Raw genomic sequence first — 24,727 nt, forward strand, 5'->3', positions numbered from 1 at the left:
CCAGCACCACCCTCACCTGCGCCGTCAACTCGGCCACCCGCTCAACGAGCTGCTCAACCGACGACGCTCCAGACACCCCGCCACTATGCCCGACAGGCCATCACAATCCAACCGACACGCCATCAAACCCCAAGGGGGACAGCTGAATAGCTACCCCGGATGAGATGTTCGCTGATCTGTTCACCGTGGTGGGGCGTCGGTCGGTGCCGCCGATGATCGTGGCGGTGGTGATGGTGTTGCAGCGGTTGGAGGGTTTGTCGGATCGGGAGGCGGCCGACCGGTTTGCGTTCGACGCGCGGTGGAAGTACGCGGCGGGGGGTTTGGATTTCGATTATCCGGGGTTCGTGCACACGGTGTTGGTGGATATGCGGGCCAGGTTGGCGTCCTCGGATCGGCCGAACCGGATCTTCGAAGCCGTGTTGGAGGTGGCGAAGGCGGCGGGGTTGGTGGGCCGCAAGCGGGTGTTGGACTCGACGCCGTTGTATGACGCGGTGGCCACGATGGACACGGTCACGTTGATTCGTTCGGCGATCCGGTCGTTGTTGCGGGTCGCGGACCTGGCGTTGGAGGCGGAGCTTCGGTCGGTGTTGCGTCGCGACGACGACTATGTGGCGGCGGGCAAACCGGTCTGTGATTACGACGACCCCGAGGCGCGGGAAGCGCTGGTCGACGCGTTGGCCACCGACGCGCGGGCGTTGTTGGCGGTGGTGGACGGGCGTGAGTTGTCGGCGGGGATCGACCAGGCCGCGAAGTTGTTGGCGACGGTGATCGGTCAGGATCTCGACGAGGACGTCGATGGGGTGTTCGGTATCGCGCGTCGGGTGGCGAAGGATCGGGTGATCTCGATCGTGGATCCGCAGGCACGGCATGGACACAAGACCGCCGCGCGGGGTTTCGACGGCTACAAGGGGCACGTCGCGGTCGATCCGGATTCGGAGATCGTCACCGCCACCACGCCTCACTCCGGGCAACACCGGTGATGTCGACGCGGCCACCGACCTGCTCGCCGAGGACCTGCCCCACCGCGCCGACACAGAGGTCGACGACGCCGACGAGATCGACGACGCCGACGAGATCGACGAGATCGACGAGATGTGCGGTGACAGCGACGGTGGGGCACCCCGCGCCGACGGCGACGAGTGTCATACGGATGGCGTTGCCGTGCAACGGTTGTCGGTGTATGGCGACGCTGCTTATGGAGCGGGGAAGCTGCTCGAGGAGTTGGAGGACGCTGACGCGGAGATCATGACGAAGGTTCAGCCCCCCGCGTCGAGGGACGGTCGGTTCGCCAAGGATCGTTTCGTCGTCGACCTGGAACATGACACGGTCACCTGCCCCAACGGGATCACCGCGGCGATCCGCCCAGCCACCGCGGATTCCGGGAACAGGGTTGCCTCGTTCGGAAAGGCATGCGCCGGTTGCCCTTTGGCGACCCAGTGCACCAGCTCCAGCAAGGGGCGCAATGTGACCATCACCCCGTATGAGGCGCAACTCGTCCGTGCCCGCACCGCCCAGGCCGATCCCGCGTGGCGTGCCGAGTACCGGGCGACCCGCCCGAAAGTCGAACGCAAGATCGGGCATCTGATGCGACGCAAGCACGGTGGTCGCCGCGCCCGTGTCCTCGGCCGCGACAAAGTCGCAGCCGATTTCTCCCTGCTCGCCGCCGCGATCAACCTCGCCAGGCTCACGGTCCTCGGCATCGCCGGCGGCCCCGACCGAACCTGGACAACCGCGACCGCCTGACAGGCCCCGCCAAGAGCTATATCCGCAGCTGTCAAGACCCATCAGCCGCCCGCCCCCATAAAACCACCAATCCGCCGAGCGACCAGATGATCCCGACACCGTCCCCACACATCCAGGGACCATTCCATGGCATCGCCCACGCCACGGATTTACCGGCTCTGATTCACAAGGCCTCGTTTAACACCAACCACCTAGGGAGCTGAGGTGGCTCGCACCGGCGATGTCTTGGTGAGTGATGGTTTTGCTGGTGACGCCGAGAAGGTTGGCCATAACGGCTAGGGCGTCGAGGACGTCCGCGCCACCTTCCTTGGCTTCCGCCTAGCCGGCAGAGAATGAATCAGCAGAAGTGCCACGCCAGTTGCCGAGAACACCAGCGATCTCAGTGTCGAGTGCGTTCAAGCCGTTGATCAGTGATTCGGCGACCTGCTGGACGTAGTGCCCGGCGTCGGTGACCTCTTGCGGGACTATCGCGAACACGGGCGCGTTCGGCTCAGTAGCCATGCGATCCTTCCTGTGACGACGCAGCGAGCAACCATGCACTCAGGTGCATTCACTGAGTTTGGACGCATGGGATCAGGCTCCGGTTCCTCAGTGTGAATATTTGTGACATACGCCGCAGGTTCGGCGACTCGGTTGAGTCCGGTGCCAGCGCGAGGTTGGACCATCCGGTACTCAGCGAGGAAGATGCCTGGCCGATCGCCGTGATCATCCTTCGTCGCGGATCATCGCGTGATCTCCTTCTGGGTCGTCCCCGCACGCGCGGGGATCATCCGAGGGGGACCAAACAGGCAGACCCAGATGACATGTCGTCCCCGCACGCCTTGCGCTGATCCAGCCAGCTGACGCAAAAGGCCCTGCACCTCGAAATCTCAACGAGGGCAGGGCCTTCCGCTGTTGCTGCTAATTCTGGTTGAATTCGCCGTCGACGACGCCAGCGGTGAACGCCTCCCACTCGCCTGGTGTGAAGATCAGCGCTGGGCCGGTGGGGTTCTTCGAGTCGCGGACCCCGACTATGCCCCCATCGAGGAAGGCGACCTCAACGCATTCCTTGCTGGCCCCGCTGCGGCTGCTCTTGAACCAACGGGCTTCGGACAGATCAACGTTCACGCTGGTACTCCCTTGCTATGTTCCGCAACAGACTTCTGCTGCTGGCCTCATCCAGCGCCGCTTGCCGGATGCGCTCGTACGCCTGTGCGTACCGCTGCACGGTACCCACCTTCTCCGAGTACATGTCTCCCGTGTAGTTCTCCGCGTACACGATCGTCGGTTCGACCGGCTCGCCTCGGCTGTCCGTGTCAAACTCCAAGATCACGAAAGGTCCGATCTGATCGCCTGTTGGATAACCGGCTGAGAAAGGCAGGACACTAATCGTGACGTTGGGAAGCGTACTGGCGTCGGCCAGGTGCCTGAGCTGAGCCGCCATGACCGTAGGTCCGCCGATCACGCGACGCAACACCGTTTCGCCGAGCACTACATCCAAGCTGGCAGCTTTGGTTTTACGAGTGATCTGATGCTGTCGGCGCGCCTTCAGTTGCACTCGCCCCTCGATCTCGGTCTCGCTGAGTTCGGGGTTTCCTGCCCGCACCAGCATGCGGATGTAGTCCGGTGTCTGGAGTAGCCCTGGCATGAGGTCCGGTTGGTAGGTAGTCAGCTTCAGCGCTGCGGACTCCAGGCCCATGTATACGCTGAAGTTGGCCGGTATGAGATCGCCGAACTCGTGCCACCAGGATTTCTCCGCCGCCTGCTGCGCCAGCCCCTTCATCCCGGCGGCGCGGTCTTCGTCGACGCCGTAGATCTCGATCAATCCATCGAGATCGCGGAGCCGGACCTTCTGGTTCTGTCCCTTCTCGACCCGTTGCAGGCTGCTCTTGCCCCATTCCATGAGCCGGGCGGCGTCGTCCAGCGTCATGCCGACTGCTTCACGCGCTTCGCGTAGGTATCGACCAAGCTGGCGGCGCGGAATAGTGCTGTCTCCCCCTGACATTCGTGTTCCCCTTCGGGTAGGTGTGTGATTCCGAATCGGGAGAACTCTCGCATGTGGTTCGGTCACTCTGCTGGGGATTCAGCCGATTTTCTTCGGGTTCCCGATTCTGACTTCCGATTCGACATCCAGTGGGGTGTCCTTGGCGTGCGTCCGGTAGGGAGCCCGTCCGATTCCCTCCTCGGCTCCCGTCCCTAGCACTCGCGGATACCGCCAGGGGCCGGGCGCACCTCAGCCCACTTACGCGATCAGAGGTCTAACCTGATGGACCACATACCTTTTGGTGATACACCGTTGACGCGATGCCACTTCTACCGGCGTGTGTGCGATCTGCCTGCCGTGATCGACCCGCCGCATCTGGGTCGCATCGTCATGCCCGCTACTCATGTGTGGGCCCTGATGATGCCCGCGCATCTGGGGCAGGCGGTGAAGGTCGAAATGCAAAGCCAGGGAACCGATCTCGGCCCGATCCTGTCGCATCCCCGCTCGGTCCGATGGACCTATCTCGTCCGGCCGGACCTGCCCGACGAGGACAGCCTGTTCGCCGAACTGTTCCGGCTCAACGTCTCGGTTGTCCGGGAGGGCGGCACCATCGCATTACCGTCACCCACCGACCAGCGCGTGGAATTCCGGCGCTGGGTCGAGCCACCCCGTTGCATGTACCGGCCTTCAGGTGCCGTGGTGCTCAACGCGATCCGCGCGTGCCTCGGCCCGGGAAAGCGCCGGGCGGTGACCCATGGGTGACTGCGACTGCGGACCGTGGATCAAGTGGTCGCACTGCGGGTTCGGAAAGTTCGACCCGCGCACCAACGCGTTGACCGAGGTCGCCTGTCCGTCACGGCATTGCGCGACATGGGTTCGGTTGGTTGACGGCAAACTGACCGAGCACGAGCGAACGATCGGTGGACGCTGCCCGTGGATCGGTGTTCGCGTGGTCGACGACCGCGCTAACCCACTCGGCCTGCCGAACAGAATCATCGACACCGAGGCAGCCCGATGGGATAGCGAGCAGTGACGGGCGCCGCTTCCCCGCGCCCCGATGAACCGGACGTGCACCTCAGCATTTTCCTGTGTGGCGCAAGATTCGATTTCGCGGCCTGCCTGACCGCCGCCCTGCTCTTTATCCAAGACCACCAGGCCCGCCACCACGCCGATGCCGTCGACGTACTCCCCGGCGACACAACCGAATTGAGTCGCTTGCCGTGCGAGCGCTTGTTCCTCGATCCATGAAGGAGACTCGTGCCGGTGCAGTCTGGGCTGCCGGTATCTTGAACTCCTTCGGGCGCGCCACCTCATGCCGATTGGTGCGCCAGTACACGATTCGCGCCAGCTCGGCGTCGGGTCGGAAGAACCCGCGTACCACCGCCGTTCACGAAACCCGATGGAACCGTGGCCGGGTCTGGCGCGTCATATAGTAGCGACGGGGATTACCGACGCCAGGAGAGATATGCGCACCGCTGACGTTCTACGCACCACGCTCGGCGGTGTCGCTGCGCTGGCACTGGCCACCGGCTGCGGGTCGAGTGTGGATGGGACAGCAACCACACCGGCGAAGTCCACGGACGATATCCAGGTCTTCAACCCCTGCACACAGCTCAGCGACGACGTGTTGCGCCGGATCGGTCTGGACCCCGCCACCAAAGACGTCACAACAGATCCGCCCGAAGGGCCCGCTTCGTGGCGCGTATGCGGTTGGTACCCGCCCGAGCACAAGTACAAAGTCGATGTCATGTCGACCAGTCACACCCTCGCGGAGACCCGAGCGAACAGCAAGGTAACCATCCTTCGGGAGGTGACGATCGGCTCCCGCAATGGAGTAATCAGCCAGGACAAATCCGACACCCAAGGCGACAGTTGCTATGTGAGTTTCCCTGCTGAGCAGGGCATGTTCGAGATTGCCGTTGGCTGGGAGAGCAGGGCCCAAAAGCCTGATCTGTGTGATTTGGCCGTGAAACACGCCAAGGATCTCGAGCCCAACCTGCCGAAGTAAAGCGGCGCAACCGACAGCAATCTCAGATTCGTGTGAGGGGAGACGCAATGGCGGATGACATGCAGGGCGAGATGCGGCGCTGGCAACAACTCAAACAGAAGGCCGAATCAGGCGAGTTCCGCGTGGAGCAAGGGATCGGCGAGGCATTGCGCAGGCGCTGCGAAACATTCCTCGGGGAGCTCATGTCCATGAAGACCCAGGCGCAGCGTCTCGATCGTCTCTCGGGCTACGGCGACCTCCCATCAGCGCAAACCCTGCAAGCCAAGTTCGAGAAGAAAGCCGCCGGCGGCGATTCACACGACCCCAACGACTCCGCCGTTGCCCGTCTCCAACAGCACATCGAGGTAGTCCAGCTGATGCACGACACCTACGCCGCCGCGATCGGCAAGCTGCAAGCCACCGACGAAGCAGCGGGCAGCCGGATGAGCACTCTCACCGAGGAGGTGCGCTGATGGTCAACCCACTCGACGTTGCCAAAGCTGTTGTCACGGCGGTCGCGGGTCCCGTACCCGTCGCGATCTTCGACGCGCGCACCCAGTCGAATCAGAACAACGACCGGGACTCCGATCTCCGCAAGGACGCCGATGACTACTGGAAGGGCGACCGGCAGATCATCGACAACGAGTGGGGTGTGCTGGACCCGCAGTCCCATCAGCCCGCACCCAACAAGATCCTCTCTCCGGAAGCATTCGAAACCTGGACGCACCAACAGATTTGGGAGGCGCTCAACGGTCACGGTGGCGTCAAAGGGGTCGAGCAGGCCGATATCAACAGCGGCGCCGACGGCTGGCGGCGTCTGACCGAGCAGGCCACCAACGCGATCAATGCCTTCCGCACCGGCGTCGACCAGGACATCGCGACGCTGTGGGCTGGGCGCGCCGCCAATTCCGCGATGGAGGCCACCCGCAGTTATTCGGATGAATTCCAGAAGCTGGCGGTGAGCTTCCAGATGGTCGCGAACGGCATCGACCTCATGCAGGGCTACCTCGATCAGGCCAAACGGTCCGTGCCGCCGCCGGAGCACGTGGACGGCTTCGGCGAGTTCATGGGGCACATCCCCGGCAATGGTGTGCTGAAGCTGTCCAAGCACCGGGCCAATGAAGCCGCCGCGCACGCGCAGGAAGTGATGACCACGGTCTATCAACCTGGCGTGTTGAAGGTCGACGGGCGCACGCCGCTGCTGCCCGAGCCGTTCAATCCGGTCGACCGGTCCGGCGGCCAACCCGCTCCCGCGCCCGGCCCCGGCAGCAACGGCCCGAACCCCGGTGGTGTCCCGTCCAGTGGCAAGCCGGATGTGCCCAGCGCCAATGGCGAGCAACCGGGCGACCCGAACAGCATTGATCCGCAGAACACCAGCCCCCAGAACACCAGCCCCCAGAACACGAACCCGCTCAACACGAGTCCGGCGAACACTACGCCGCAGAACGCGACTCCCGACCCGAAGCTGCCCACGAACTACCTGGATGACCCGCTCGGCCGTCGCGGAACGCCAGGCCCCGGCTCGCCCGGTGCTCCGGGTTTCCGTGGCACGCCGCCCGGCACACCGAGTCCTGGTAAGAGCATCCCCGGTGGCAGGCCGCCCGGCCGGCCCGGTCCCGGTGCGCCCGGGTCCAGGGCGGGCAACCCGCAGGCCGGGCGACCCGGCATGCCCGGCATGGGTGCGCCCGCCGCCCGCGGGAAGGGAGACGACAACGAGGAGCACAAGACACCGGACTACCTGGTCCAGGACCGCACCACGGAGCTGCTCGGCGTGCAGCCGCGCGTGCTACCGCCGGGTGGGGTCATCGGCGGATGAGCGAGCGCAGCGAGCGAATCGTGTCACAGCGCGCATCGCGCATGCCGGAGCCGAGCGCCAGCGAGGCACAGGCATGAGCGAAAACCGTTGGCGGCTGGACGGTCTCGCGTTCACCATCGCGATGTCGGCGATGGGTCGCGACCGCCTGCCGTACCCACTGAGCTACCAGCCGGAATTCATGGAGCATCGTGACGACTACGAACGGCTACGCGTGCGCACGGCGCAGCGGCTGGAACCGATGTTTGACGAACGGTTCCATCGTGCGCTGACCACATTGCTGGAACCACGGGTGCGGATCGAGATCCACGGCTTCTACGGACCGGAGCTGTCGCAGGTGGTGCGCATCCACGCCGGTCTTGCGGATCGTGTCGCCACGGTGGCGCAGCAACTGCCCGGCCCTGACCGGGAGCACGGCCACGATGTGGTCATCACCCAATGCGGCGCGGGCATGCTGGTCGCGGAGCTCGCGGCGAAACTGCCGCAATGCCAAGGCGGAAGCCATTATCCGTTCTCGGCGCGGCGGTCCGACCTGAACCAGCCGGTGTATGCGCGCCACCCGACAAAGCTGTCACCCATCGAGGAAATGCAGCGGTTCGTCCGGCGCCCGCGCAGCAGCACCGGCGAGATCACCGTCTATCCGGGCGCCGCCTACGACGCCCGGCCCACCAACGACGGCCGCGCCTTCATCTGGATGGACTACCCCGAAGACGGCCGCTATCTCCTGATCAACCACAACCGGGACGACGTCAGCTTCACCCCGGGCCCCGCTGAAGAACTGATGCGACAACTACAGTCCCGGATCGACACCGTCGACCGCACCCACGCCCGGTAGCCCGCCCGCGTCGCCAACTCCGCGAGCCCGCACAGCCTCTCGCGACTGAGAGGCCGCACGAAAGTGTCAGCGACAGAACGCAATTGAATGTCCGCGAGCAACCGTTTGGTCTGGATTGTGGGTTCGTGTGAACGGGCGCTGCGGGTCGCTATCGAGGTGTCGGCGCGGCTTGGGCCGGCATCGCCGTTACTGACTCGCTGCGGCGGGAAGATCAGCCCCATGGAGGTACGGAGCCATACCAGCACCGCGAACGCCTGCTCGGCGTCGACGCCGTAGATGGCCATCAACGCGCCCTTGGCCTGATCGATCACCTCGCGCGCGGCGACCATGTCGGGCAGTTCGTCGTCGATGATGTCTCGGCGCTCGGCCGCCACAGTCTTGGTGACGTCGATGTAGAACCCTGCGGTCCCGACCACCGTCCCGTCGGAGTCGTACAGCTGATCCCCGACCACGAGCGACTATAACAACGCCAGTGCTCACGCCCCGCTGCTTGCCGCTGGAGGCTTCGTCGTCATTGTTGGCGCGTCGGAGCCGCCTGTCGCCCGGAATCTCGTCTACTTGCTCAGACGCGTTAGGTGCACGAACGGTTCCATTCAGTTCAGTTCGCACCCCACCATCGGCTTCTTCCGTTCCGGCGAAGGTACCCGAACCAGACCTCCGGCAGTGCTGGTCATGTGCGGTCGGCTTTGCGTGTGCCGTCAGGGTTGCGGTTGCCGGGGTCGTCGTCGAAGTCGTCGTCGCCGAACCGTGAGGACAGATGGATGCGCTGATCGTCAGGGACTGCGTTGCGGCGGCGGTTGAACTCGGCCAGCGTCTCCGCGATGTGATCGCGCTCCTCCTGGCTCAGTGGCGGGAGGCCGTCTTCTTCGCGAGTGGAAAACCGCCGACCGTTGTGCCATTCAGCCATAACATGCCTCCTAGATTTCGCCCATTTGAATGATGATCCGCCCGGTTTCCGGGTCGGTGAACCGGTTCACGACATGGAACTGTGTACCGCTCTTGAACAGAACTTCTTGCTCGGTTGGTCGTCGCGCGAAGTCCTCGACGCTCTTTCCATGCTTGGAAACGATCTGAAACTCGACCGGCCGGTCGAACGCCGCTTCGGGTGACCTGGACGTGGAGGTGAAACCGGCCTCGGTCACGGTGGTGTTGGATTGGTAGCGGGCCAGATCCTCCGGGGACAGGTTCGCGCGGCGGGTTACCGCCCCCTGATAGTCAGGCAACTTGTCGAGTGCAGCATTGATATCGGAGATCCGGAGCTCTTGCGCGCGGCTCATTCCGCCGTGCCGCAGCACCCAGTTCAGGCTCTCCGACCCGCCGGGGCCGGTGTAGTCCCACAGCGCCGCCCGGTCCGTTCCGCTCAGCAGCGACCCCGGACTGCCCGGCTTCGGCATCGGAGCCGAACTCTTCGGCTCCAGATTCTTGATGCGCTGCAAGTCGTTTCGATGGCGGGCAACGTTCTGTTCGACGCGCACTCCCTTTTGCAGGTTCTTCGCGCCCTTCCATGCCTCGATCAGCGAGCGGATCGGGCGGGCGAAGCGGGCGGCGATGCCGGCGGCCCGCGCCGCACCGACCGCGGCACCGATACCGAACGTCACGAAAGACGCGGCGATGCTGATCGCGGCGGTGATCGCCAGCTCTTTCGCCAGCTCGTGGGCAAGGTGTTCCAGCTCCCTGCTGAGGTCGGCGCGGAGCTGGACGAGGGCGTCGTGGTGTTCGCGTGCGGAGGTCGACAGTTCCCCGAACGACGCGACCGCGGTGTTGACCGCATCGCGCAGTGCGCGGAGATCCTCGTCGATGAACTGTGTTTCGGGGCTGGTCACGGTCTCGAATTGACCAGCGAGACGTTCCAGTTCGCCGGCCATACCCGCTACAGGGGCGGCGGCGGCGATCTGCGCCCAGGTGGCGGCGCACCGCGCCAACCGGGTGGTGTCGCCGTCGGGGATGGTGATCCCGATCTTTTCGACCAGTTGGATGCCGTCATCGAGCAACCCTTGCCCGGGGCCGCCGGCCGAGGGCAGCGGGATCCGGCACAGGTACGCCGCTGGTGCGGGTGTGGGTGGTTTGTCCGGTGGCGGCCCAGTGTCGCCGATGTTCGCGTTGTAGTCGGCCAACTCGTGGTTGTAGCCCACCTCCAGCAGCACGGCGCCGTAGGCGTGGACCGCCTCGGCGATGGTGGTGGCCACATTCAGCAGGTCATACGCGCGCTGGTCGTAGGAGGCAGCCCAATCGCGAGCCTCGGAATATGAGCCGGTCATGGATTTGCATTCCGCCAGCGTGGGCCAGAGCCCGTCTATTGCGGCGAACCATTCGGTCCCTAAGCTGACCAGACGGTTACCGGTGTCGTAGTAGACACTGGTGTCGACATCGATCACGGTCACAGGGCTACTGCCGTCCCAGCGTGCGCAGGTTGGCGGCGACCGCATCACCGTAATGGCCGTGCGCGGCCTGCGCGGAAGCCCGCATTTTCTCGATCCCCGCGCGCACCCGCTCCGCGGCGGTCACCCATTCCGCGTGTGCTTCGGCGTGCCGGTCGGCGGCCTCCCCGTTCCACGACTGCTGCACGGTCGCGATCCGCTCCTCTACCTCGCGCAGTGATTCGGTGACGAACCCGCGCAACCCCTCGATCCGAGCTGTCACCTCATCCAGATGTTCTAGATCAACGCGATATTCCATGTATCTCAATCAATTCAACTCGACGGGCTCAGCAGACTCTTCTTTCAGGGCAGATCCAGCGAACTCGGCCGGAACGCATCTGCGCGCGTCTGATCGAGCGCGTCGACCTCGGTCGCGACCACACCCAGTAACTCGGCCATGTCACCGAGCGCCTCGAGTACCGCGACGGCAGCCTGACGGGTCTCATCCCATCCGGCCGAGTAGGCATCAGCAGCCGCGCCCCGCCATGTGCTCATCAACCCTGCGACCTCGGCATCCGCCGAGCGAACCCCGTTGATCAGCGTTTGTGCCGTCTCCTGCACATACCTGCCGGCATCCGAAACATGTTCCGGAACAACAACGAACTGGGTGCCGGGCGTCGCAGACGCAGCCTCGGTCATTCCGGTCCTCTCTGAACATCGGTGGGTCAGGGCTTGGTTGATAGGACGCGCCTCGAAAGGGATTGGTTCCGTGCAGAAGGGAACGCGCACAACCAGACACAGCGTAGCGAACCACTCGACCTCGTCGGCGACGTCGAATCCTGAGACTCCGCAGCACCTCACCTCCAATCCATTGCCGCCGACCGCATTCCACACCTCGACCGCGGCTGATACCGACGCACACGCTCTCGAGCGATCGAGCCGTGCGGGCTGTGCTGCGATCCGTTCGGTCAGGGATGAAGTTCGGGCTTCGATGCAGGCATTCGGCGCGGTATCAGGCGCGAGTGGTGGCCGAGTATTCCTGCTCAGGTCGACCGGTCGTGCCGTAGCGCAGGCGCATCTGGACCGTGCCCGCGCCCGCCAGGTCGGCGAGGTAGCGCTGGGCGGTGGCGCGGGAGATGCCGATGGCGGTGGCGACCTGGCCCGCCGACAGCGGGCGCGGGCGCCCGACGAACCGCTGCATTTCCTCGATGGGCGAAAGTGTCAGCGACAGAACGCAATTGAATGTCAGCGAGAAACCATTTGGTCTGGATTGTGGGTTCGTGTGAACGGGCGCTGCGGGTCGCTATCGAGGTGTCGGCGCGGCTTGGGCCGGTATCGCCGTTACTGACTCGCTGCGGCGGGAAGATCAGCCCTATGGAGGTACGGAGCCATACCAGCACCGCGAACGCCTGCTCGGCGTCGACGCTGTAGATGGCCATCAACGCGCCCTTGGCCTGATCGATCACCTCGCGCGCGGCGACCATGTCGGGCAGTTCGTCGTTGATGATATCTCGGCGCGTAAATGTGTATTGTCCACGAGAACCAGGGAAAGCGTGAACGACGATATTGCGAGCCAAACGCTAGAGCAGGTAGACGGCGTCGTGTGGCCGGACCCGCCGCCAGATGCGACGCGGCTGATGAAGGCGGTACACGTATTGCGCCACAAGCCGATTGGCTTGTTCACGGCCGAAGATCTCCGCATCATGCTGGGGCAGCATGAAGGAACATCCGCTCTCCTGCCACGAGCACTCGAGGTGCTGGAGCGGAACCCGTTGGCTGAAGGTGACTACTATCCCGGCGACCTCCTGGTAGCAGCGCTGAAGATTCCTCGAAGCGATTGGGCCGCGGATCCGGGGTCGGTGATTCGCCTCCGTGCTGTGATTGACCGGCTGATGCGGCGCGACGATCTGGATGTCTACTTGCCACCGGACGACGAAATATGGACTCGGATAGCGGAATTGAGGTCGTCCGGCGTATTGTGAGGGTTTCGTCGTAACGCCAGTGGCCCGTCCCCAATGGATGAGACCGAGTAGGGCGGTTTGTTGCCTGCATCTATCGCTGAGATCGCAGGTACTCGTCATGTTCGCGGTCCTCGCGGTGATAGCGCTGGGTGAGGGTGGTGAGGCGGGTGATTTCGGCGGCAATGTCAGTGGCGTCCATGGGGTTGGCGATGATCGGGTCGCCGGTTTTGACGTAGTAGCGGCCGTCCTCGTAGTCCATCCACCAGAAGCCGCGTCCGAATGCCGGGCGGGCGTCGATTGCCTGGCCAGCGAAGACGGTGACCTCGCCCATGGCGAGCCGGGTTCGTTTGAAGATGCGATTGAGCTGTTCGATCAGGCTGAGCTCATTGACATTTCGGAAATAGCGCTAGCGATCCGCGGTGACCAGTTCGCGCCGCATCTCGATCCGCGGGCGGGTACCGGCTCGCGCGGGTGGCAGAGCGGCGACGAGATGTTCGGCGATCTGGTCCGCTGCGCAGAGCGCCACGATCACGTCGCCGCCGATGTCGGGTGCGGTGCCTGGTAGTTGCACGATCGTAGTGGGCCGCTTGTCCGTGGACTGCACCGTGGAAGCGAAAGGTCTGCGAAAGATCGTGGCCGCCGAAGCCTTTCGACTCGATACGAACCTCGGGGTCGAGCGCGATCTCCAGTGCCTGTACCAGCACCGGCGAGATCACCGTTCGGTGGCGGCGACGGCCGCGCGTTCAACACGGAGATTCCCGAGTCTCTTCTGCCTGCGCCGTTCCTGGGCTTCGAGCCAATCATCTTCCATCGGATTTCCTTCACGGGGTTTCGGGACGAAGTGCTCTCACGGGTGTCGGTCCTTGGTCGCGGCGGCTGCGCGACATCGCCAAACCGGTCGAGATGTTTCAAGGTCCGCGCCTCGGGCCTGCACACCGAGTTCCTGCCCTCGAGTCGCTGACCCCGAGCGGCCCAACCAGTTGACGAAGACGCCCCGGGGATAGACAGCCCCGCATTCGCGGCGAAGGATCAAGAGCGATACACCTGGCTGTCACGTCGACTGACCAAGTACCCCAGATGGTGGTTCGGCGAATGGGCGCGAGCCGAGGAGGAACCATGGCTGCAACAGATCCCACGTTTTACCGCAGCCCGGGCGCCGCTGTCGCGGCTGCGCCCGAGCAACTCGCCTACGTCGCCGCTTTCGACCCGGCTGGCCAGCAGAAGGATGCCATCGCCGTGGTGGACTGCGACCCCAACTCCTCGACGTACGGCGGTGTGGTCGGCTGGGCCGAGCTGCCGACGGCGGGCAACGAGCTGCACCATTTCGGGTGGAACGCATGCTCGAGTGCACTGTGCCACGGCGGGCACGGCGGCCACCACGCCGGGGATCACAGGGAACCGCTCGAGCGTCGCTACCTGCTCGTACCCGGCATTCGCTCGTCCGACATCTTCGTCCTCGACACCAAGCCCGACCCTCGCCATCCGGTGGTGACACACACGATCGAGGCCGGTGAGCTCGCAGCCAAGGCCGGGTACTCGCGCCCGCACACCGTCCACTGTGGACCGGGCGGCATCTTCATGTCGGCTCTGGGCGGCCCCAACGGCGATGACGGTCCCGGCGGCGTCGCGCTGATCGACCACGACACCTTCGAGGTCATCGGCGCGTGGGAGCTGGACCGCGGAGCGCAATACTTCGCCTACGACGTGTGGTGGCATCTGAAGTACGACACGGTGCTGACGTCGGAGTGGGGGGCCGATCTCGGCGATCGAGAAGGGGCTCGACCCCGAAGACCTGCTCGGACGGAAGTTCGGACACCACGTGAACTTCTGGAGCATGTCCAAGCGGAAGCTGACCCAGCGCGTCGATCTCGGTGACCAACATCAGATGGTGCTCGAGCTGCGACCGGCCCACGACCCGTCTAAGGCCTTCGGCTTCGTGGGAGGGGTGATCAGCGTCGAGGATCTGTCGGCGTCGGTGTGGCTGTGGCACCAGGACGGCGATCAATGGGCGGTCGACAAGGTCATCACCATCCCGGCCGAGCCCGCGGACGCCGACGACTTGCCACCGGCGCTGAAGCCCTTCGGCGCGGCACCGCCGCTGGTCACCGACATCGACCTGTCAGTCGATGATCGCTGGCTGTACGTATCCTGCTTTGGCACAGGTGAACTCAAGCAGTACGACGTCAGCGACCCCTTCCACCCGCGAGAGACCGCTTCGGTTCGCCTCGGCGGGATCGTGCGACGCGAACCGCACCCGGCCGATCCGGGCACGCCGCTCGGCGGCGGCCCGCAAATGGTGGAGATCAGCCGTGATGGGCGACGGGTGTATGCCACCAACTCGCTCTATGCGTCCTGGGACGAGGTCTTCTACCCCGACGGGGTCGGCGCTTGGATGGCGAAGCTTGACGTCGACGTCTCCGCGGGCGGTCTAGTCGCCGACACACGCTTCTTTCCGCACGGCGATGACTTCCACGGCCTCAGGGTCCACCAAACCCGGCTCCAAGGCGGTGACGCGTCCAGCGACTCGTACTGCTACACCAGCTGACCATCCGCCAGCCGCGTCGATGCCCGCGGGCTAGGAGGAAGAGGTTGTGAGGGAATCGTGTTGACTGTCGATGAGCTGGCCACGATTCCACTCTTCTCGACGCTCGCGCAGAAAGAGCTGGAGTATCTTGTCGGCGCCGTTGAGGACATCCACCTCATCCCCGGGGAGTACGTGGCCCACGAGGGTGAAGGCCAGTTCCTGGCGGTCGTGGTCGAGGGGAAGACCGAGCTGACGAAGCTGGTGAACGACGTCGAGCAGGTGATCGGCGTCCGGCTCCCAGGGGAGCTCGGAGGCGAGATCCCCATGACGTTCGGTACGCCGTTGCCCGCCAGCATGCGGGCCGTCGAGCCGTCGCGCGTGCTGAAGGTGACCGTCAAGGTGTTCCACACGCTCGCCGCCATGGCCCCCCAGGTCTCCGCAACGGTCGGTGCCGCCGCGTTGGAGCGGCTGGAGATGCTCAGAAACGCCACCGCGCAGCCACTCGAGCCCGCGATGTTCGTAATCGGCCCGCGCCTCGACCCGGGAGTCCACGGCTGCGACAGCTTCCTCCATCGCAACCAGATTCCCTACGATCGCCTGGACCCAGACGATCCTGCCGCTGTTGCACGCACAGGAGGTGGAGCCGCCGTGGCCGCCCCCTATCCGGTGGTGGTGCTGCGCGACGGCACTCGGCTGATTGCCCCGACGATGCGTGTCGTTGCCACAGTCGCTGGACTGACGGTCGCGCCAGGCCGGGCGCGCTACGACGTGGTGATCGTGGGCGGCGGGCCGGCGGGTCTGACGGCGGCGGTTAACGGCGCCTCCGAGGGTCTTCAGACGGGGCTGATCGAGTCCTTCGCCCCGGGCGGGCAGGCCGGTACTTCCACCCGGATCGAGAACTACACCGGGTTCCCGTTCGGCGTCTCCGGGGACGAGCTCGCGCGCCGGGCGCTGCAACAGGCCAAGCGGCTGGGCGCTGAGATCGTCGTGACCCGCCGGGTCGAAGGCATCGACCCTGCCGACCTGACCGTCCGGCTGGATGGAGGCGACGTCCTTCGAACGAGGTCGATCGTTCTCGCGATGGGTGTGCAGTGGCGGCGCCTCGAGGTCGACTCGGTCGATCGATTCGTCGGCTCCGGTGTCTACTACGGTGCGGCACGCAGCGACGCCGGTCTGGCGCAGGGAAACGATGTGTATCTGATCGGGGCGGGCAATTCTGCCGGCCAGGCCGCCATCTTCTTCTCCAACCACGCTCGATCGGTGACGCTCCTCGTGCGGGGCGAGTCGCTTCCAGCGAGCATGTCTCACTACCTCATCGAGCAGATCGTAACGAAAGCGAACATCCGGGTGGAAACGCGATCCGAGGTTGTCGCGGTGCACGGAGACGAGCAACTCGAGGCGATCGAGGTCATCGATCGAAGGGCCGGCACGACATCTCGACGGGATGCGAGGGCGCTCTTCGTCCTCATCGGCGCCGAAGCGACGACTAACTGGCTGCCCTCGGAGATCGCGCGCGACGAGCACGGCTTCATCTTGACGGGAACCGACGCGATGAAGGCGGGACAGTGGAAGGCCGATCGCGACCCGTTCGCTCTCGAAACGAGCGCCCCAGGGATCTTCGCCGTCGGCGATATACGCTCCGGATCGGTGAAGCGCGTAGCAGCATCCGTCGGTGAGGGCGGCGCGGCGATCGCCTTCGTGCATCGCTACCTCCAGCTCTCCTCCTAGCCGTAGGCAATCGTCGAGGCCGACCATGATCTGCACGGAATCCTGGGTGGGCGTTCGTCGAGCCGCTCAGCCAGCAGATAGCCGACCGCGGCCACATGCTTGCACGGCCAGCCCGGGTCCGGGCAGGTGCGAGTATGTAGGGAATTCGGTCGAACTCGTCAGGGCCTCGATGCAGGCATTCGGCGCGGTATCAGGCGCGAGTGGTGGCCGAGTATTCCTGCTCGGGTCGACCGGTCGTGCCATAGCGCAGGCGCATCTGGACCGTGCCCGCGCCCGCCAGGTCGGCGAGGTAGCGCTGGGCGGTGGCGCGGGAGATGCCGATGGCGGTGGCGACCTGGCCCGCCGACAGCGCAGCGGTGGCCTCGAGGATGGTGTGCAGGACCAGGTCCTTGGTGGGGGAGGAGACCGAGGTGGGGGCGGTGGGCTGGGGGTCGGGGCGCAGTGCCTGCAGCGCCTCTTCGATGCCGGTGTTGTCGATCTGTGGCGTCGCGAGGATCTGACGGTAGCGTGCGTAGCCGGTCAGGCGGGCGACGAGCATGGTGTGTGGGAAGGGTTTGACGAGGTAGGCGAGGGCGCCCGCGGACAATGCTGCACGGACCGTGGTGTTTTCGTTGGACGCGGTCAATATCATTGCGTCGCACTGCAGTTCGCGGACCAGGTCGATGCCGGAGCCGTCGGGCAGGTAGACGTCGACGAGGGCGAGGTCGATCGAGTTCGCGGCGTTCAGGTCGCGGGCCGCCGCGAGGGTGTTCGCGGTGCCCGCCACGGTGAAACCCGGGATGGACTCGGCGATTCCGGCGTGCAGGTTCGCCACGCGGAAGTCGTCGTCGACGACGAGCACGGTCAGATCTGTTGCGGCCATGGCATATCGCTGTCTACGAGGACTCCGGGGATACGGGCAATGAATTCGGCGCCGACGAGGGGTGGGGTGTCGCCGTGCGGGGTGGCGAGGTGGACGTCACCGCCGTGGACGCGCGCGATCTGACGGATCAGGGCGAGGCCGACGCCGCGCCCGCCGGGCACGCCGCGATCCTCGCGGGTGGAGGTGCCCTCGGTGAACAGGGTGTCGATCAACCCGGGGGCGATGCCGTCGCCGCTGTCGGCGACCACGATGTGCAGTGTCGAATCTTCCTGCACCAGTTCGACTTCCACCTGCTTGACCGGATTGTCCGAGGTGCGCGTCGCCTCGATCGCATTGTCGAGCAGGTTGCCGAGCACCGTCGTGACGTCGACGGGGTCGGCGAGATTGCCCGCCACCCAGGTGTTGGGGCCGAGGACGAGTTCGACACCGCTTTCGCGCGAATGCGCCGCCTTCGCCGCGAGGAAGGCTTGCAGGTACGCATCGTGAATGGCGTCGATGCCCGGCGTCGCCGCGCCCAGTGGGCCCGCGCCGATCAGCTCATCGATGACATGTGACGCCTCTTCGGTGCGCCCGCCGTGCAGCAGGCCGCTGATCAGGTGCATCTTGTTGGAGAACTCGTGGCGCTGGGCGCGCAGGACGGTGCTCATGGACTGCACCGCGTCGAGTTGGCGGGTCAGCGATTCCACATCGGTGCGGTCGCGGACGGTGAGCACCGCGCCGAGATCGTGGCGGTCGCGGCTGACCGGACGGGCCGAGACGACCACGATATGCGAACCCACCGTGGCGGGCGCCGGCTGTTCGTCGAGTGACCGGAACACTTCGAGAATCCTTGGGGTGAGCCCGATTTCATCCACGGACTGCCCGATGCCCGCGCCGATGCCGAGCAGTCGGCGGGCCTCGTCGTTGACGAACGTGGTGCGCCAGGAGCGGTCGACGGCGAGTACGCCGCTGCCGATACCGTGCAGCACCGCCGCCTGACCGCGCACGAGTTCCGCGAGTTCGGCGGGCTCGAGTCCGAGTGTCAGCCCACGCCAGCGGCGGGCCAGCAGTGCCGAACCCGCGATACCGACCAGCAGCGCTGCGGCGACCAGCAGCGCCGCGGTGCGCAGGTCCGAGAGCAACTGGTCGCGGATCGCCGCGGTGGAGATGCCCACGCTGACCGCGCCGACCACCCGATCCGAAGCGGTTTCCAGCACAGGGACTTTCGCGCGCACCGAATCGCCGAGCGTGCCGCGCTCCTCGACGATGACCTCGCGGCCCGCCAGAGCGTCCGACGGGTCCGTGCTCACATGCTCGGTCAGCCGGTCTTCCTCCGGATGTGCCAGCCGAATTCCCGCGTCGTCGGTGATCACCACGAACAGCGCGCGGGTGCGCTGGGTCGTGTCGACCGCGATCCGTTCCAGTGGCCCTGCGGCCAGTTGCTGCCGCAGCAGCGGATCGGAGTCGACGGTGCCCGGCGCATACCGCGCCACCTCGGTGCGCACCAGCGGGTCGGCGGCGACGGTGCGCGCGACGGCGAGGGCGCGCTGGCCGTAGGCGTCGTGCAGGCGTTCGCCGCTGATGTAGCCGAATACGGCAAAAGCGACACCGAGAGTCAGCGTGACGACCACGATCTGCAGCAGCAGAACCTGGGTGCGCAACCGGACGGCCGGTGTCCTTTCCTTGGCCATTTGCGCCAGCATAATGCACCTCGAGGTGCGTGAGCAGAATGCGCACAACCTGCGAATCCGCAGTTTGCGCGGGTTGTGCGTAGAAATAGCGCCGTGTGACTCGGGCCACGTAACTTTCGCGTTACCTCATTTCTAGGAGCGAAGTAGCAATGACCGAACCACTGATCGAGCTGCGGAGCGCGACGAAGCGTTTCCCCGGCACCGGCGGCGGCATCCACACCGCCGTGCGGAATCTGAACCTTGCGGTACGACCTGGCGAATTCGTCGCCGTCGTCGGGCCGACCGGATGCGGAAAATCGACGACACTCTCGCTAGTGTCCGGGTTGGAACCGGCCTCGGCCGGGCGGACGCTGGTACGCGGTAAGGATGTCGCCGGCATCCCCGCCGGCGTGGGCTACATGTTTCAGCAGGACGCGGTGCTGCCGTGGAAGAGCGTGCTCGACAATGTCGCCTATGGTCCGCGGCTGCGCGGCGATTCGAAAGCCGAGGCGCGCGAGAAGGCCGAGAGTTGGGTGCGCAAGGTCGGCCTTGCCGGATTCGAGAGCTACTACCCGCACCAGCTCTCCGGCGGCATGCGCAAGCGGGTCGCGCTGGCGCAGACGCTGGTCACCGACCCCGAGATCCTGCTGATGGACGAGCCGTTCAGCGCATTGGACGTGCAGACCAGGCAGCTGATGCAGGACGAACTGCTGCGCGTCTGGGCGGGCACCGGTGCGGCGGTCATCTTCGTCACCCATGACCTGGAAGAGGCGATCGTGCTCGCGGATCGAGTCGTCGTCATGACCGCGAGCCCCGCCACGGTGTGTGGCGACTTCACCGTCGGGCTCGAGCGCCCGCGCAGTGTCGAGGAGGTCCGGCTCACCACCGAGTTCCGCGACATCTACAAGGAAATCTGGGAAACGCTGCGCGATCAGGTCGAGGCAGCCCGAGGCGAGGGAGCCTCCCGTGTCGCATGACGTTCTGACCGAGGCCGCGAAGTCGGCGCCCGAGGTCGAAATCGAAACCGAAGAGCAGATTCTCGACCGCGTGCGTGGCAATGCCCGCCGCGCTCGGCTGCGTACCTGGGGCCTGCGCGCCGCCCTTGTCGTGCTGTGGCTCGGCGCCTGGGAGGTCACAGCCAGCCTCTGGATCGACCCGTTCTTCTATTCGAAGCCGTCGCTGATCTGGGACAGGCTGGTCGAATGGTTCACCGACGGAACCCAATTCGGCTCCATCTGGTTGCAGATCTACACCACCGTGCAGGAAGCGGTGCTCGGCTTCGTGATCGGCACCGTCGCTGGTGTCGTGCTCGGCGTGCTGCTGGGCCGCAGCAAGTACTGGGCGGAGGTGCTCGCACCATTCATCAAGGCGCTCAACGCCGTTCCACGTATCGTGCTGGCGTCGCTGTTCATCATCTGGTTCGGTCTCGGACTCAGCTCCAAGGTCGCGACCGTGGTGGTGCTGGTGTTCTTCGCGGTCTTCTTCAATGCCTTCACCGGCGCTCGGGAAGTCGACGGGAATGTCATCAACAATGCCCGGATCCTCGGCGCGAGCCGTCGTCAGGTGCTGAGCTCGATCGTGCTGCCGAGTGCGACCACCTGGATCCTGTCAAGCCTGCACACCGCCTTCGGCTTCGCGCTGATCGGCGCGGTGGTCGGTGAATATGCCGGCGCCAGCAAGGGTTTGGGTCTGTTGATCAGCAACGCGCAGGGCACCTTCGACTCGGCGGGCATCTACGCGGGCATGATCATCATCACTGTCATCGCGCTCATTGCCGAATGGGCGATCGGTCTCGCGGAGAGCCGATTGCTGAAATGGCGTCCCTCGCAGGCGACCTCGAGCCAGGGGATCTGAGGATGAGGTATTGCAAGCATCTGATGATCTGCGTCGTCGCGATCACGGCACTGCTGTTGGCGACCAGTTGTCGGGATTCCCGCATCGTTCCGATGGTCAACGGCCGCCCGCAGATCACCATTATGGTCGGTGGGCTGGAAAAGGTGATCTACCTGCCCGCCATGCTCGCCCAGCGGCTCGGCCTCTTCGAGAAGAACGATATCGACGTCAAGCTGCTCGGCGAGCAGTCCGGTGCGTCGGCGGAGACCGCGCTGCTCACCGGTGACGTGCAGGCCGTGGTCGGGTTCTACGACCACACCATCGACCTGCAGGCCAAGGATCAGTGCCTGACCTCGGTGGTGCAGCTCGCCGACGTGCCGGGGGAGGTGGAGCTGGTATCCAAACAGGACGCGGCCACCATCACCTCGGCGGCCGATCTGCGCGGCAAGAACCTGGGCGTAACATCGCTCGGCTCCTCGACCGACTTCCTCACCCAGGCCCTCACCGGGCAGGAGGGCATGTCTACCGCCGACTACACGCGCGTGAAAGTCGGTGCGGGACAGACCTTCATCGCGGGCATGAACCATAACGGCATCGACGCGGGCATGACCACCGACCCGACCGTCGCGCAGATGGTGAACTCCGGCGAGGCGAAGATTCTGGTGGACATGCGCACCGAAGCGGGCACCCGCGCCGCGCTCGGCGGCCTGTACCCGGCATCGTCGCTGTACATGCGCTGCGACGCCGTCGACGCCCATCCGGATCTGGTGAGCAAGCTGGCCGCGGCCTTCGTGCAGACCCTGCAATGGATCAAGACGCACACACCGGCGGAGATCGCCGACAAGATGCCGCCGCAGTACGCGTCGGCGGGCAAGGAGCTCTACGTCCAGTCGATCCACGACTCGATCGGCATGTTCAATGGTGACGGGCTGATGAAACCCGAAGGCGCACAGAACGTGCTGAACATCCTCGGCAAGTATTCGAAGAATGTGCAGCCGGTGCTCAACCGCATCGATCTGTCGAAGACCTACACGACGCAATTCGTGGAGGAGGCGCTGCGCGCACCGCAGCCGTAGTCGGAACACCGCGGCACATCTGCGGGTGTCGTGGCCGCTCAGACCACTAGGGACAACCTCCGGTTTGCCGTGCCACGATGACGTCGACCGTTCGAATAATGTTGGGCGCACAAACAATTCGGCGTTGCCCGCGGCCAATTTGGGGCCACCGGATGAGAGGAGCGCCGCTCTGTCCGCTTCGCTGGCGGCGCGCGGCCAGCACCACCGCGACAGCGTCCAGCCACCTGGCGAATTGTTGGTCGCGGAGGGCATCGGGGCTGCGCGGCGGGCGGGCGGCCGACATCCAGCCGCGGACCAACTCGGTCGGCTGCTCGCCGATCAGCGGCTCACGCAGCTCCAATGCGCCGTCCAAGCCGAGCGCCCGCACACAGCCGGCCAGGAATTCGAAAGTCCTCCTCATCGCCGCTGCGATCGGAAAATACTTGGACGGGAGCCGCCATCGGTCAACCGTGCTTACCTGTCGTTAAGGATTTCTTAAGGCCGATTGGCGAAAGTGGTCGCGAAACCAGCGGTCTAGTGTCGCGAGATGATCTTGGACTATCCTCGACGCGCGGATTCCGTCCACCGACTGGGGTACTGGAGAACGATCACGTTGGCTGAACCCTTGGCCCAGCACCGGCTGGTGCGCACCTCCGACATCGATGAAGCCCGCCTGGGAATCGGTGAAGTGTTTTCCCCGCACCGACTGGAGCCGGTTGCTCGAGACCGTCGGATCGATGCCTGTTTAAACTACGCTGATTACGGCAGCGTGGCGCTCGCTTACGTGAACTACTGCGCTGAGGTGAGGGTGGGTTGTCCGGAACCGATGAGCACCTTCCATGCGGTGCAGATACCGCTCGTAGGGCGTTGCGACGTCAGGTTCGGGAACATCGAGATCGCCTCCGACCCGACGGTGGCATCGGTGCCCGATCCCGATATCCCGCTCGACATGCACGCCTACGCGGGTAATTCCCATTTGATCGTGCGGATCGACCGGGAATCTCTCGACAACCAGGTGCGCCGGATGCTGGGACGCGAACCGGATCGTCCACTGCGGCTGGCCGAGGCGATGGACCTGGCGAACCCGCGGATCCGTTCGTGGCTGGAGACGGTGCGGCTATTGCGGGCCGACGCCGAAGGAACGGGTCTGCTCCGCAACCCGATGTTGCGACCACAGGTCGAACAATTACTCATGTCCCAGCTCCTGATGGCCCACCCGAACAACTGCTCCGAGGCGTTGGCAGGTGCCGACACCCCAGACCCGGCACCGCGCCCGATCCGGCGCGCCGAACAACTGGTCATCGAACACGCGCGGGAGCCATTGACCATCGAAGACATTGCGGAGGCGGTGGGATTGTCGGTCCGGAGCCTTCAGGAAGGGTTCCGACGCTACCTCGCCACCACACCCATGGCACGGCTGCGTGAGGCAAGACTTGTCGGCGCCCATGCCGACCTCAAGGCTGCGGACCCGACTGTCACGACGGTATCGGCTATCGCGTCGAGTTGGGGATTCGGGCATCTCGGACGTTTCTCGATCGCTTATCGACAGCGCTGGGGCGTCTCTCCGTCCGCCACCCTTCGTTCGTGACCCGACCGGTCGAGATGGTTCTGGCCGAAGCAACGCCGTCGGCTCCATCACCAGGTGACCACGATTGCGACAGTTTGTCGACGGCGCCTGGAACGGCCGAAACCGAAGAGCGGCATCAAGAATGGTTCAGCGGCTGGGATCTTTCGCCCATCTCCTGGTAGGCGCCGTGCGGATCCGCGGCGAACTCGGTGCACGGCAGTGACACCCGGCGCCATCGTTCTCGACCGGCGACCGTGCGGGATCGAGTCGCGCGCTGGGTCGACTGCGGTGTGGTCACTGCGGCCTACCGACGACACGGTGACCGAGGAGAATGTAGGAATCGGTCACGGCAATTCTGCGACGTCACAGGTCGGCCACGTGGTCTCACAAAAGTTGGATGGACGTCGATCGGGAGGTTGAAACTAGTGTCGAGACGCTGCACGCTATCCGAATTACGCGGATATCGTCCGTAGAAGCGCTGCGGGGGCTGCCAAGGAAGTCGGCTGTCATTTATTCTGCTCTGGTCGCGGATGGTCCGGGACTGGAAGGCTCGAATGCTCAACATTAAGTGGACGGGTGGAACGATAGCAGCAGCAGCTGCCGCGGTCGCTGCCGTAGCTGCTATCGCGGCCCCAGGGTAGCCAACGCACAGCTTCCATGCGGCAAAACCAACCTGGTGGTCAGGGATACCGAGGTCTGGGAAGCGGCTGAGAAGAATGGAGAATTCAAAGGTTTCATTGAGGCAGGAAACCGAATCAACAGCGGTAGGATTTACGGCGACTGGGTCGAAATTATAGGGGTGTGGCTGGATTTGGGCCGGGGCGCTAGAGAATTCTAATAACGGCCAGAC

27 protein-coding genes and 4 pseudogenes are annotated in these 24,727 nt (G+C 65.0%); 15 read left to right on the forward strand and 16 right to left on the reverse strand.

Annotated elements, in window-relative coordinates; all coding sequences use genetic code 11:
• Nucleotides 1-164: 164 nt before the first annotated feature.
• Together ACV7NQ_RS32775 and ACV7NQ_RS32780 are read left to right on the forward strand one after the other, a co-directional pair.
• Nucleotides 165-980 carry a transposase gene (locus ACV7NQ_RS32775; RefSeq protein ID WP_463363091.1) on the forward strand — a complete coding sequence of 272 codons (816 nt, stop codon included), beginning with the start codon at nucleotides 165-167 and terminating at the stop codon, nucleotides 978-980.
• Complete coding sequence (locus tag ACV7NQ_RS32780; RefSeq protein WP_463363092.1) at nucleotides 868-1,743, forward strand: transposase; 876 nt, start codon at nucleotides 868-870, stop codon at nucleotides 1,741-1,743. Before ACV7NQ_RS32775 ends, ACV7NQ_RS32780 begins: the two co-directional genes overlap by 113 nt.
• Before the next feature lie 318 nt (nucleotides 1,744-2,061).
• Here the strand turns inward: ACV7NQ_RS32780 and ACV7NQ_RS32785 are convergent, their stop codons facing one another.
• The 3 genes from ACV7NQ_RS32785 to ACV7NQ_RS32795 form a co-directional block, all read right to left on the reverse strand.
• A complete protein-coding gene (locus ACV7NQ_RS32785) occupies nucleotides 2,062-2,244 on the reverse strand; it encodes a WXG100 family type VII secretion target (protein WP_463363093.1) in 183 nt (60 codons plus the stop codon).
• A gap of 399 nt (nucleotides 2,245-2,643) precedes the next feature.
• Nucleotides 2,644-2,850: a DUF397 domain-containing protein gene (locus tag ACV7NQ_RS32790; RefSeq protein ID WP_463363094.1), complete on the reverse strand. Its 207-nt coding sequence runs from the start codon at nucleotides 2,848-2,850 to the stop codon at nucleotides 2,644-2,646.
• The gene (locus ACV7NQ_RS32795) at nucleotides 2,840-3,727 is read right to left on the reverse strand and encodes a helix-turn-helix domain-containing protein (protein WP_463363095.1); all 888 of its coding nucleotides are present in this window, start codon (nucleotides 3,725-3,727) and stop codon (nucleotides 2,840-2,842) included. The genes ACV7NQ_RS32790 and ACV7NQ_RS32795 overlap by 11 nt, the downstream gene beginning before the upstream one ends.
• A gap of 336 nt (nucleotides 3,728-4,063) precedes the next feature.
• On the opposite strand from ACV7NQ_RS32795, the gene ACV7NQ_RS32800 reads away from it, so the two are divergent.
• The 6 genes from ACV7NQ_RS32800 (at nucleotide 4,064) to ACV7NQ_RS32825 (ending at nucleotide 8,341) form a co-directional block, all read left to right on the forward strand.
• Nucleotides 4,064-4,468, forward strand: coding sequence for a DNA-directed RNA polymerase subunit beta (locus ACV7NQ_RS32800; protein WP_463363096.1), 405 nt, complete (start codon nucleotides 4,064-4,066; stop codon nucleotides 4,466-4,468).
• A gap of 306 nt (nucleotides 4,469-4,774) precedes the next feature.
• A complete protein-coding gene (locus ACV7NQ_RS32805; protein WP_463363097.1) occupies nucleotides 4,775-4,954 on the forward strand; it encodes a hypothetical protein in 180 nt (59 codons plus the stop codon).
• Nucleotides 4,955-5,171: 217 nt separating this feature from the next.
• Nucleotides 5,172-5,714: a DUF3558 domain-containing protein gene (locus tag ACV7NQ_RS32810; protein ID WP_463363098.1), complete on the forward strand. Its 543-nt coding sequence runs from the start codon at nucleotides 5,172-5,174 to the stop codon at nucleotides 5,712-5,714.
• Nucleotides 5,715-5,761: 47 nt separating this feature from the next.
• On the forward strand, nucleotides 5,762-6,166 hold the full coding sequence (locus ACV7NQ_RS32815; RefSeq protein WP_463363099.1) for a hypothetical protein: 405 nt from the start codon (nucleotides 5,762-5,764) through the stop codon (nucleotides 6,164-6,166).
• Nucleotides 6,166-7,509 carry a hypothetical protein gene (locus ACV7NQ_RS32820; RefSeq protein ID WP_463363100.1) on the forward strand — a complete coding sequence of 448 codons (1,344 nt, stop codon included), beginning with the start codon at nucleotides 6,166-6,168 and terminating at the stop codon, nucleotides 7,507-7,509. The genes ACV7NQ_RS32815 and ACV7NQ_RS32820 overlap by 1 nt, the downstream gene beginning before the upstream one ends.
• 73 nt (nucleotides 7,510-7,582) lie before the next feature.
• Nucleotides 7,583-8,341, forward strand: coding sequence for an ESX secretion-associated protein EspG (locus ACV7NQ_RS32825; RefSeq protein WP_463363101.1), 759 nt, complete (start codon nucleotides 7,583-7,585; stop codon nucleotides 8,339-8,341).
• On the opposite strand, the gene ACV7NQ_RS32830 is transcribed toward ACV7NQ_RS32825, so the two are convergent.
• The 7 genes and pseudogenes from ACV7NQ_RS32830 to ACV7NQ_RS32860 form a co-directional block, all read right to left on the reverse strand.
• Nucleotides 8,224-8,793: an ANTAR domain-containing protein gene (locus ACV7NQ_RS32830; RefSeq protein WP_463363102.1), complete on the reverse strand. Its 570-nt coding sequence runs from the start codon at nucleotides 8,791-8,793 to the stop codon at nucleotides 8,224-8,226. The genes ACV7NQ_RS32825 and ACV7NQ_RS32830 overlap by 118 nt on opposite strands.
• A 218-nt stretch (nucleotides 8,794-9,011) precedes the next feature.
• Nucleotides 9,012-9,248, reverse strand: a complete 237-nt coding sequence (locus ACV7NQ_RS32835; RefSeq protein WP_463363103.1) for a hypothetical protein — start codon at nucleotides 9,246-9,248, stop codon at nucleotides 9,012-9,014.
• 10 nt (nucleotides 9,249-9,258) lie between these two features.
• Entirely contained in the window at nucleotides 9,259-10,722 is a 1,464-nt protein-coding gene (locus ACV7NQ_RS32840) for an ADP-ribosyltransferase (RefSeq protein WP_463363104.1), read from the reverse strand.
• Between the two features lie 4 nt (nucleotides 10,723-10,726).
• Complete coding sequence (locus ACV7NQ_RS32845) at nucleotides 10,727-11,017, reverse strand: WXG100 family type VII secretion target (RefSeq protein WP_463363105.1); 291 nt, start codon at nucleotides 11,015-11,017, stop codon at nucleotides 10,727-10,729.
• Nucleotides 11,018-11,061: 44 nt separating this feature from the next.
• Nucleotides 11,062-11,397, reverse strand: coding sequence for a WXG100 family type VII secretion target (locus ACV7NQ_RS32850; protein WP_463363106.1), 336 nt, complete (start codon nucleotides 11,395-11,397; stop codon nucleotides 11,062-11,064).
• 313 nt (nucleotides 11,398-11,710) lie between these two features.
• Nucleotides 11,711-11,884, reverse strand: a pseudogene (locus ACV7NQ_RS32855) (helix-turn-helix domain-containing protein); the annotation flags it as partial.
• A 214-nt stretch (nucleotides 11,885-12,098) separates the two neighbouring features.
• Nucleotides 12,099-12,182: pseudogene (locus tag ACV7NQ_RS32860) on the reverse strand (ANTAR domain-containing protein); the annotation flags it as partial.
• A 69-nt stretch (nucleotides 12,183-12,251) separates the two neighbouring features.
• Here ACV7NQ_RS32860 and ACV7NQ_RS32865 point away from each other — a divergent pair.
• On the forward strand, nucleotides 12,252-12,680 hold the full coding sequence (locus ACV7NQ_RS32865; RefSeq protein ID WP_463363107.1) for a contact-dependent growth inhibition system immunity protein: 429 nt from the start codon (nucleotides 12,252-12,254) through the stop codon (nucleotides 12,678-12,680).
• Between the two features lie 70 nt (nucleotides 12,681-12,750).
• Here the strand turns inward: ACV7NQ_RS32865 and ACV7NQ_RS32870 are convergent, their stop codons facing one another.
• Complete coding sequence (locus tag ACV7NQ_RS32870; RefSeq protein ID WP_463365908.1) at nucleotides 12,751-13,035, reverse strand: ESX secretion-associated protein EspG; 285 nt, start codon at nucleotides 13,033-13,035, stop codon at nucleotides 12,751-12,753.
• A 30-nt stretch (nucleotides 13,036-13,065) separates the two neighbouring features.
• Entirely contained in the window at nucleotides 13,066-13,263 is a 198-nt protein-coding gene (locus ACV7NQ_RS32875) for a hypothetical protein (RefSeq protein ID WP_463363108.1), read from the reverse strand.
• Between the two features lie 512 nt (nucleotides 13,264-13,775).
• Between ACV7NQ_RS32875 and ACV7NQ_RS32880 the strand changes: the two are divergent.
• Nucleotides 13,776-15,204 (forward strand): annotated as a pseudogene (locus tag ACV7NQ_RS32880) (selenium-binding protein SBP56-related protein).
• Between the two features lie 57 nt (nucleotides 15,205-15,261).
• Nucleotides 15,262-16,911, forward strand: a complete 1,650-nt coding sequence (locus tag ACV7NQ_RS32885; protein WP_463363109.1) for an FAD-dependent oxidoreductase — start codon at nucleotides 15,262-15,264, stop codon at nucleotides 16,909-16,911.
• 38 nt (nucleotides 16,912-16,949) lie between these two features.
• On the opposite strand, the pseudogene ACV7NQ_RS32890 reads toward ACV7NQ_RS32885, so the two are convergent.
• The 3 genes and pseudogenes from ACV7NQ_RS32890 to ACV7NQ_RS32900 all read right to left on the reverse strand — a co-directional run.
• Nucleotides 16,950-17,039 (reverse strand): annotated as a pseudogene (locus ACV7NQ_RS32890) (SWIM zinc finger family protein); the annotation flags it as partial.
• 62 nt (nucleotides 17,040-17,101) lie between these two features.
• Entirely contained in the window at nucleotides 17,102-17,773 is a 672-nt protein-coding gene (locus tag ACV7NQ_RS32895) for a response regulator (RefSeq protein WP_463363110.1), read from the reverse strand.
• Nucleotides 17,755-19,443 (reverse strand): ATP-binding protein, encoded by a 1,689-nt coding sequence (locus tag ACV7NQ_RS32900; RefSeq protein ID WP_463363111.1) that lies wholly within the window; start codon nucleotides 19,441-19,443, stop codon nucleotides 17,755-17,757. Before ACV7NQ_RS32900 ends, ACV7NQ_RS32895 begins: the two co-directional genes overlap by 19 nt.
• A 149-nt stretch (nucleotides 19,444-19,592) precedes the next feature.
• On the opposite strand from ACV7NQ_RS32900, the gene ACV7NQ_RS32905 reads away from it, so the two are divergent.
• Genes ACV7NQ_RS32905 through ACV7NQ_RS32915 form a run of 3 tightly spaced genes read left to right on the forward strand, consistent with a single transcriptional unit; the run spans nucleotide 19,593 to nucleotide 22,331 of the window.
• A complete protein-coding gene (locus tag ACV7NQ_RS32905; RefSeq protein WP_463363112.1) occupies nucleotides 19,593-20,399 on the forward strand; it encodes an ABC transporter ATP-binding protein in 807 nt (268 codons plus the stop codon).
• Nucleotides 20,389-21,276, forward strand: a complete 888-nt coding sequence (locus tag ACV7NQ_RS32910; protein ID WP_463363113.1) for an ABC transporter permease — start codon at nucleotides 20,389-20,391, stop codon at nucleotides 21,274-21,276. The genes ACV7NQ_RS32905 and ACV7NQ_RS32910 overlap by 11 nt, the downstream gene beginning before the upstream one ends.
• A 2-nt stretch (nucleotides 21,277-21,278) precedes the next feature.
• Nucleotides 21,279-22,331 carry an ABC transporter substrate-binding protein gene (locus ACV7NQ_RS32915; RefSeq protein ID WP_463363114.1) on the forward strand — a complete coding sequence of 351 codons (1,053 nt, stop codon included), beginning with the start codon at nucleotides 21,279-21,281 and terminating at the stop codon, nucleotides 22,329-22,331.
• Nucleotides 22,332-22,377: 46 nt separating this feature from the next.
• Here ACV7NQ_RS32915 and ACV7NQ_RS32920 read toward each other — a convergent pair whose 3' ends face one another.
• A complete protein-coding gene (locus ACV7NQ_RS32920; RefSeq protein WP_463363115.1) occupies nucleotides 22,378-22,731 on the reverse strand; it encodes a hypothetical protein in 354 nt (117 codons plus the stop codon).
• Between the two features lie 192 nt (nucleotides 22,732-22,923).
• Here ACV7NQ_RS32920 and ACV7NQ_RS32925 point away from each other — a divergent pair, with 192 nt between their 5' ends.
• Nucleotides 22,924-23,898, forward strand: coding sequence for an AraC family transcriptional regulator (locus ACV7NQ_RS32925; protein ID WP_463363116.1), 975 nt, complete (start codon nucleotides 22,924-22,926; stop codon nucleotides 23,896-23,898).
• Nucleotides 23,899-24,727 lie beyond the last annotated feature (829 nt).

The organism is Nocardia sp. Tas62D01, assembly GCF_055232035.1.

Coding starts and splice junctions, on each gene's coding strand:
- ACV7NQ_RS32775 (WP_463363091.1), top strand. CDS start 165: ATGTTCGCTGATCTGTTCACCGTGGTGGGGCGTCGGTCGGTGCCGCCG.
- ACV7NQ_RS32780 (WP_463363092.1), top strand. CDS start 868: ATGGACACAAGACCGCCGCGCGGGGTTTCGACGGCTACAAGGGGCACG.
- ACV7NQ_RS32785 (WP_463363093.1), bottom strand. CDS start 2,244: ATGGCTACTGAGCCGAACGCGCCCGTGTTCGCGATAGTCCCGCAAGAG.
- ACV7NQ_RS32795 (WP_463363095.1), bottom strand. CDS start 3,727: ATGTCAGGGGGAGACAGCACTATTCCGCGCCGCCAGCTTGGTCGATAC.
- ACV7NQ_RS32810 (WP_463363098.1), top strand. CDS start 5,172: ATGCGCACCGCTGACGTTCTACGCACCACGCTCGGCGGTGTCGCTGCG.
- ACV7NQ_RS32815 (WP_463363099.1), top strand. CDS start 5,762: ATGGCGGATGACATGCAGGGCGAGATGCGGCGCTGGCAACAACTCAAA.
- ACV7NQ_RS32820 (WP_463363100.1), top strand. CDS start 6,166: ATGGTCAACCCACTCGACGTTGCCAAAGCTGTTGTCACGGCGGTCGCG.
- ACV7NQ_RS32825 (WP_463363101.1), top strand. CDS start 7,583: ATGAGCGAAAACCGTTGGCGGCTGGACGGTCTCGCGTTCACCATCGCG.
- ACV7NQ_RS32835 (WP_463363103.1), bottom strand. CDS start 9,248: ATGGCTGAATGGCACAACGGTCGGCGGTTTTCCACTCGCGAAGAAGAC.
- ACV7NQ_RS32845 (WP_463363105.1), bottom strand. CDS start 11,017: ATGGAATATCGCGTTGATCTAGAACATCTGGATGAGGTGACAGCTCGG.
- ACV7NQ_RS32850 (WP_463363106.1), bottom strand. CDS start 11,397: ATGACCGAGGCTGCGTCTGCGACGCCCGGCACCCAGTTCGTTGTTGTT.
- ACV7NQ_RS32895 (WP_463363110.1), bottom strand. CDS start 17,773: ATGGCCGCAACAGATCTGACCGTGCTCGTCGTCGACGACGACTTCCGC.
- ACV7NQ_RS32900 (WP_463363111.1), bottom strand. CDS start 19,443: ATGGCCAAGGAAAGGACACCGGCCGTCCGGTTGCGCACCCAGGTTCTG.
- ACV7NQ_RS32905 (WP_463363112.1), top strand. CDS start 19,593: ATGACCGAACCACTGATCGAGCTGCGGAGCGCGACGAAGCGTTTCCCC.
- ACV7NQ_RS32915 (WP_463363114.1), top strand. CDS start 21,279: ATGAGGTATTGCAAGCATCTGATGATCTGCGTCGTCGCGATCACGGCA.
- ACV7NQ_RS32920 (WP_463363115.1), bottom strand. CDS start 22,731: ATGAGGAGGACTTTCGAATTCCTGGCCGGCTGTGTGCGGGCGCTCGGC.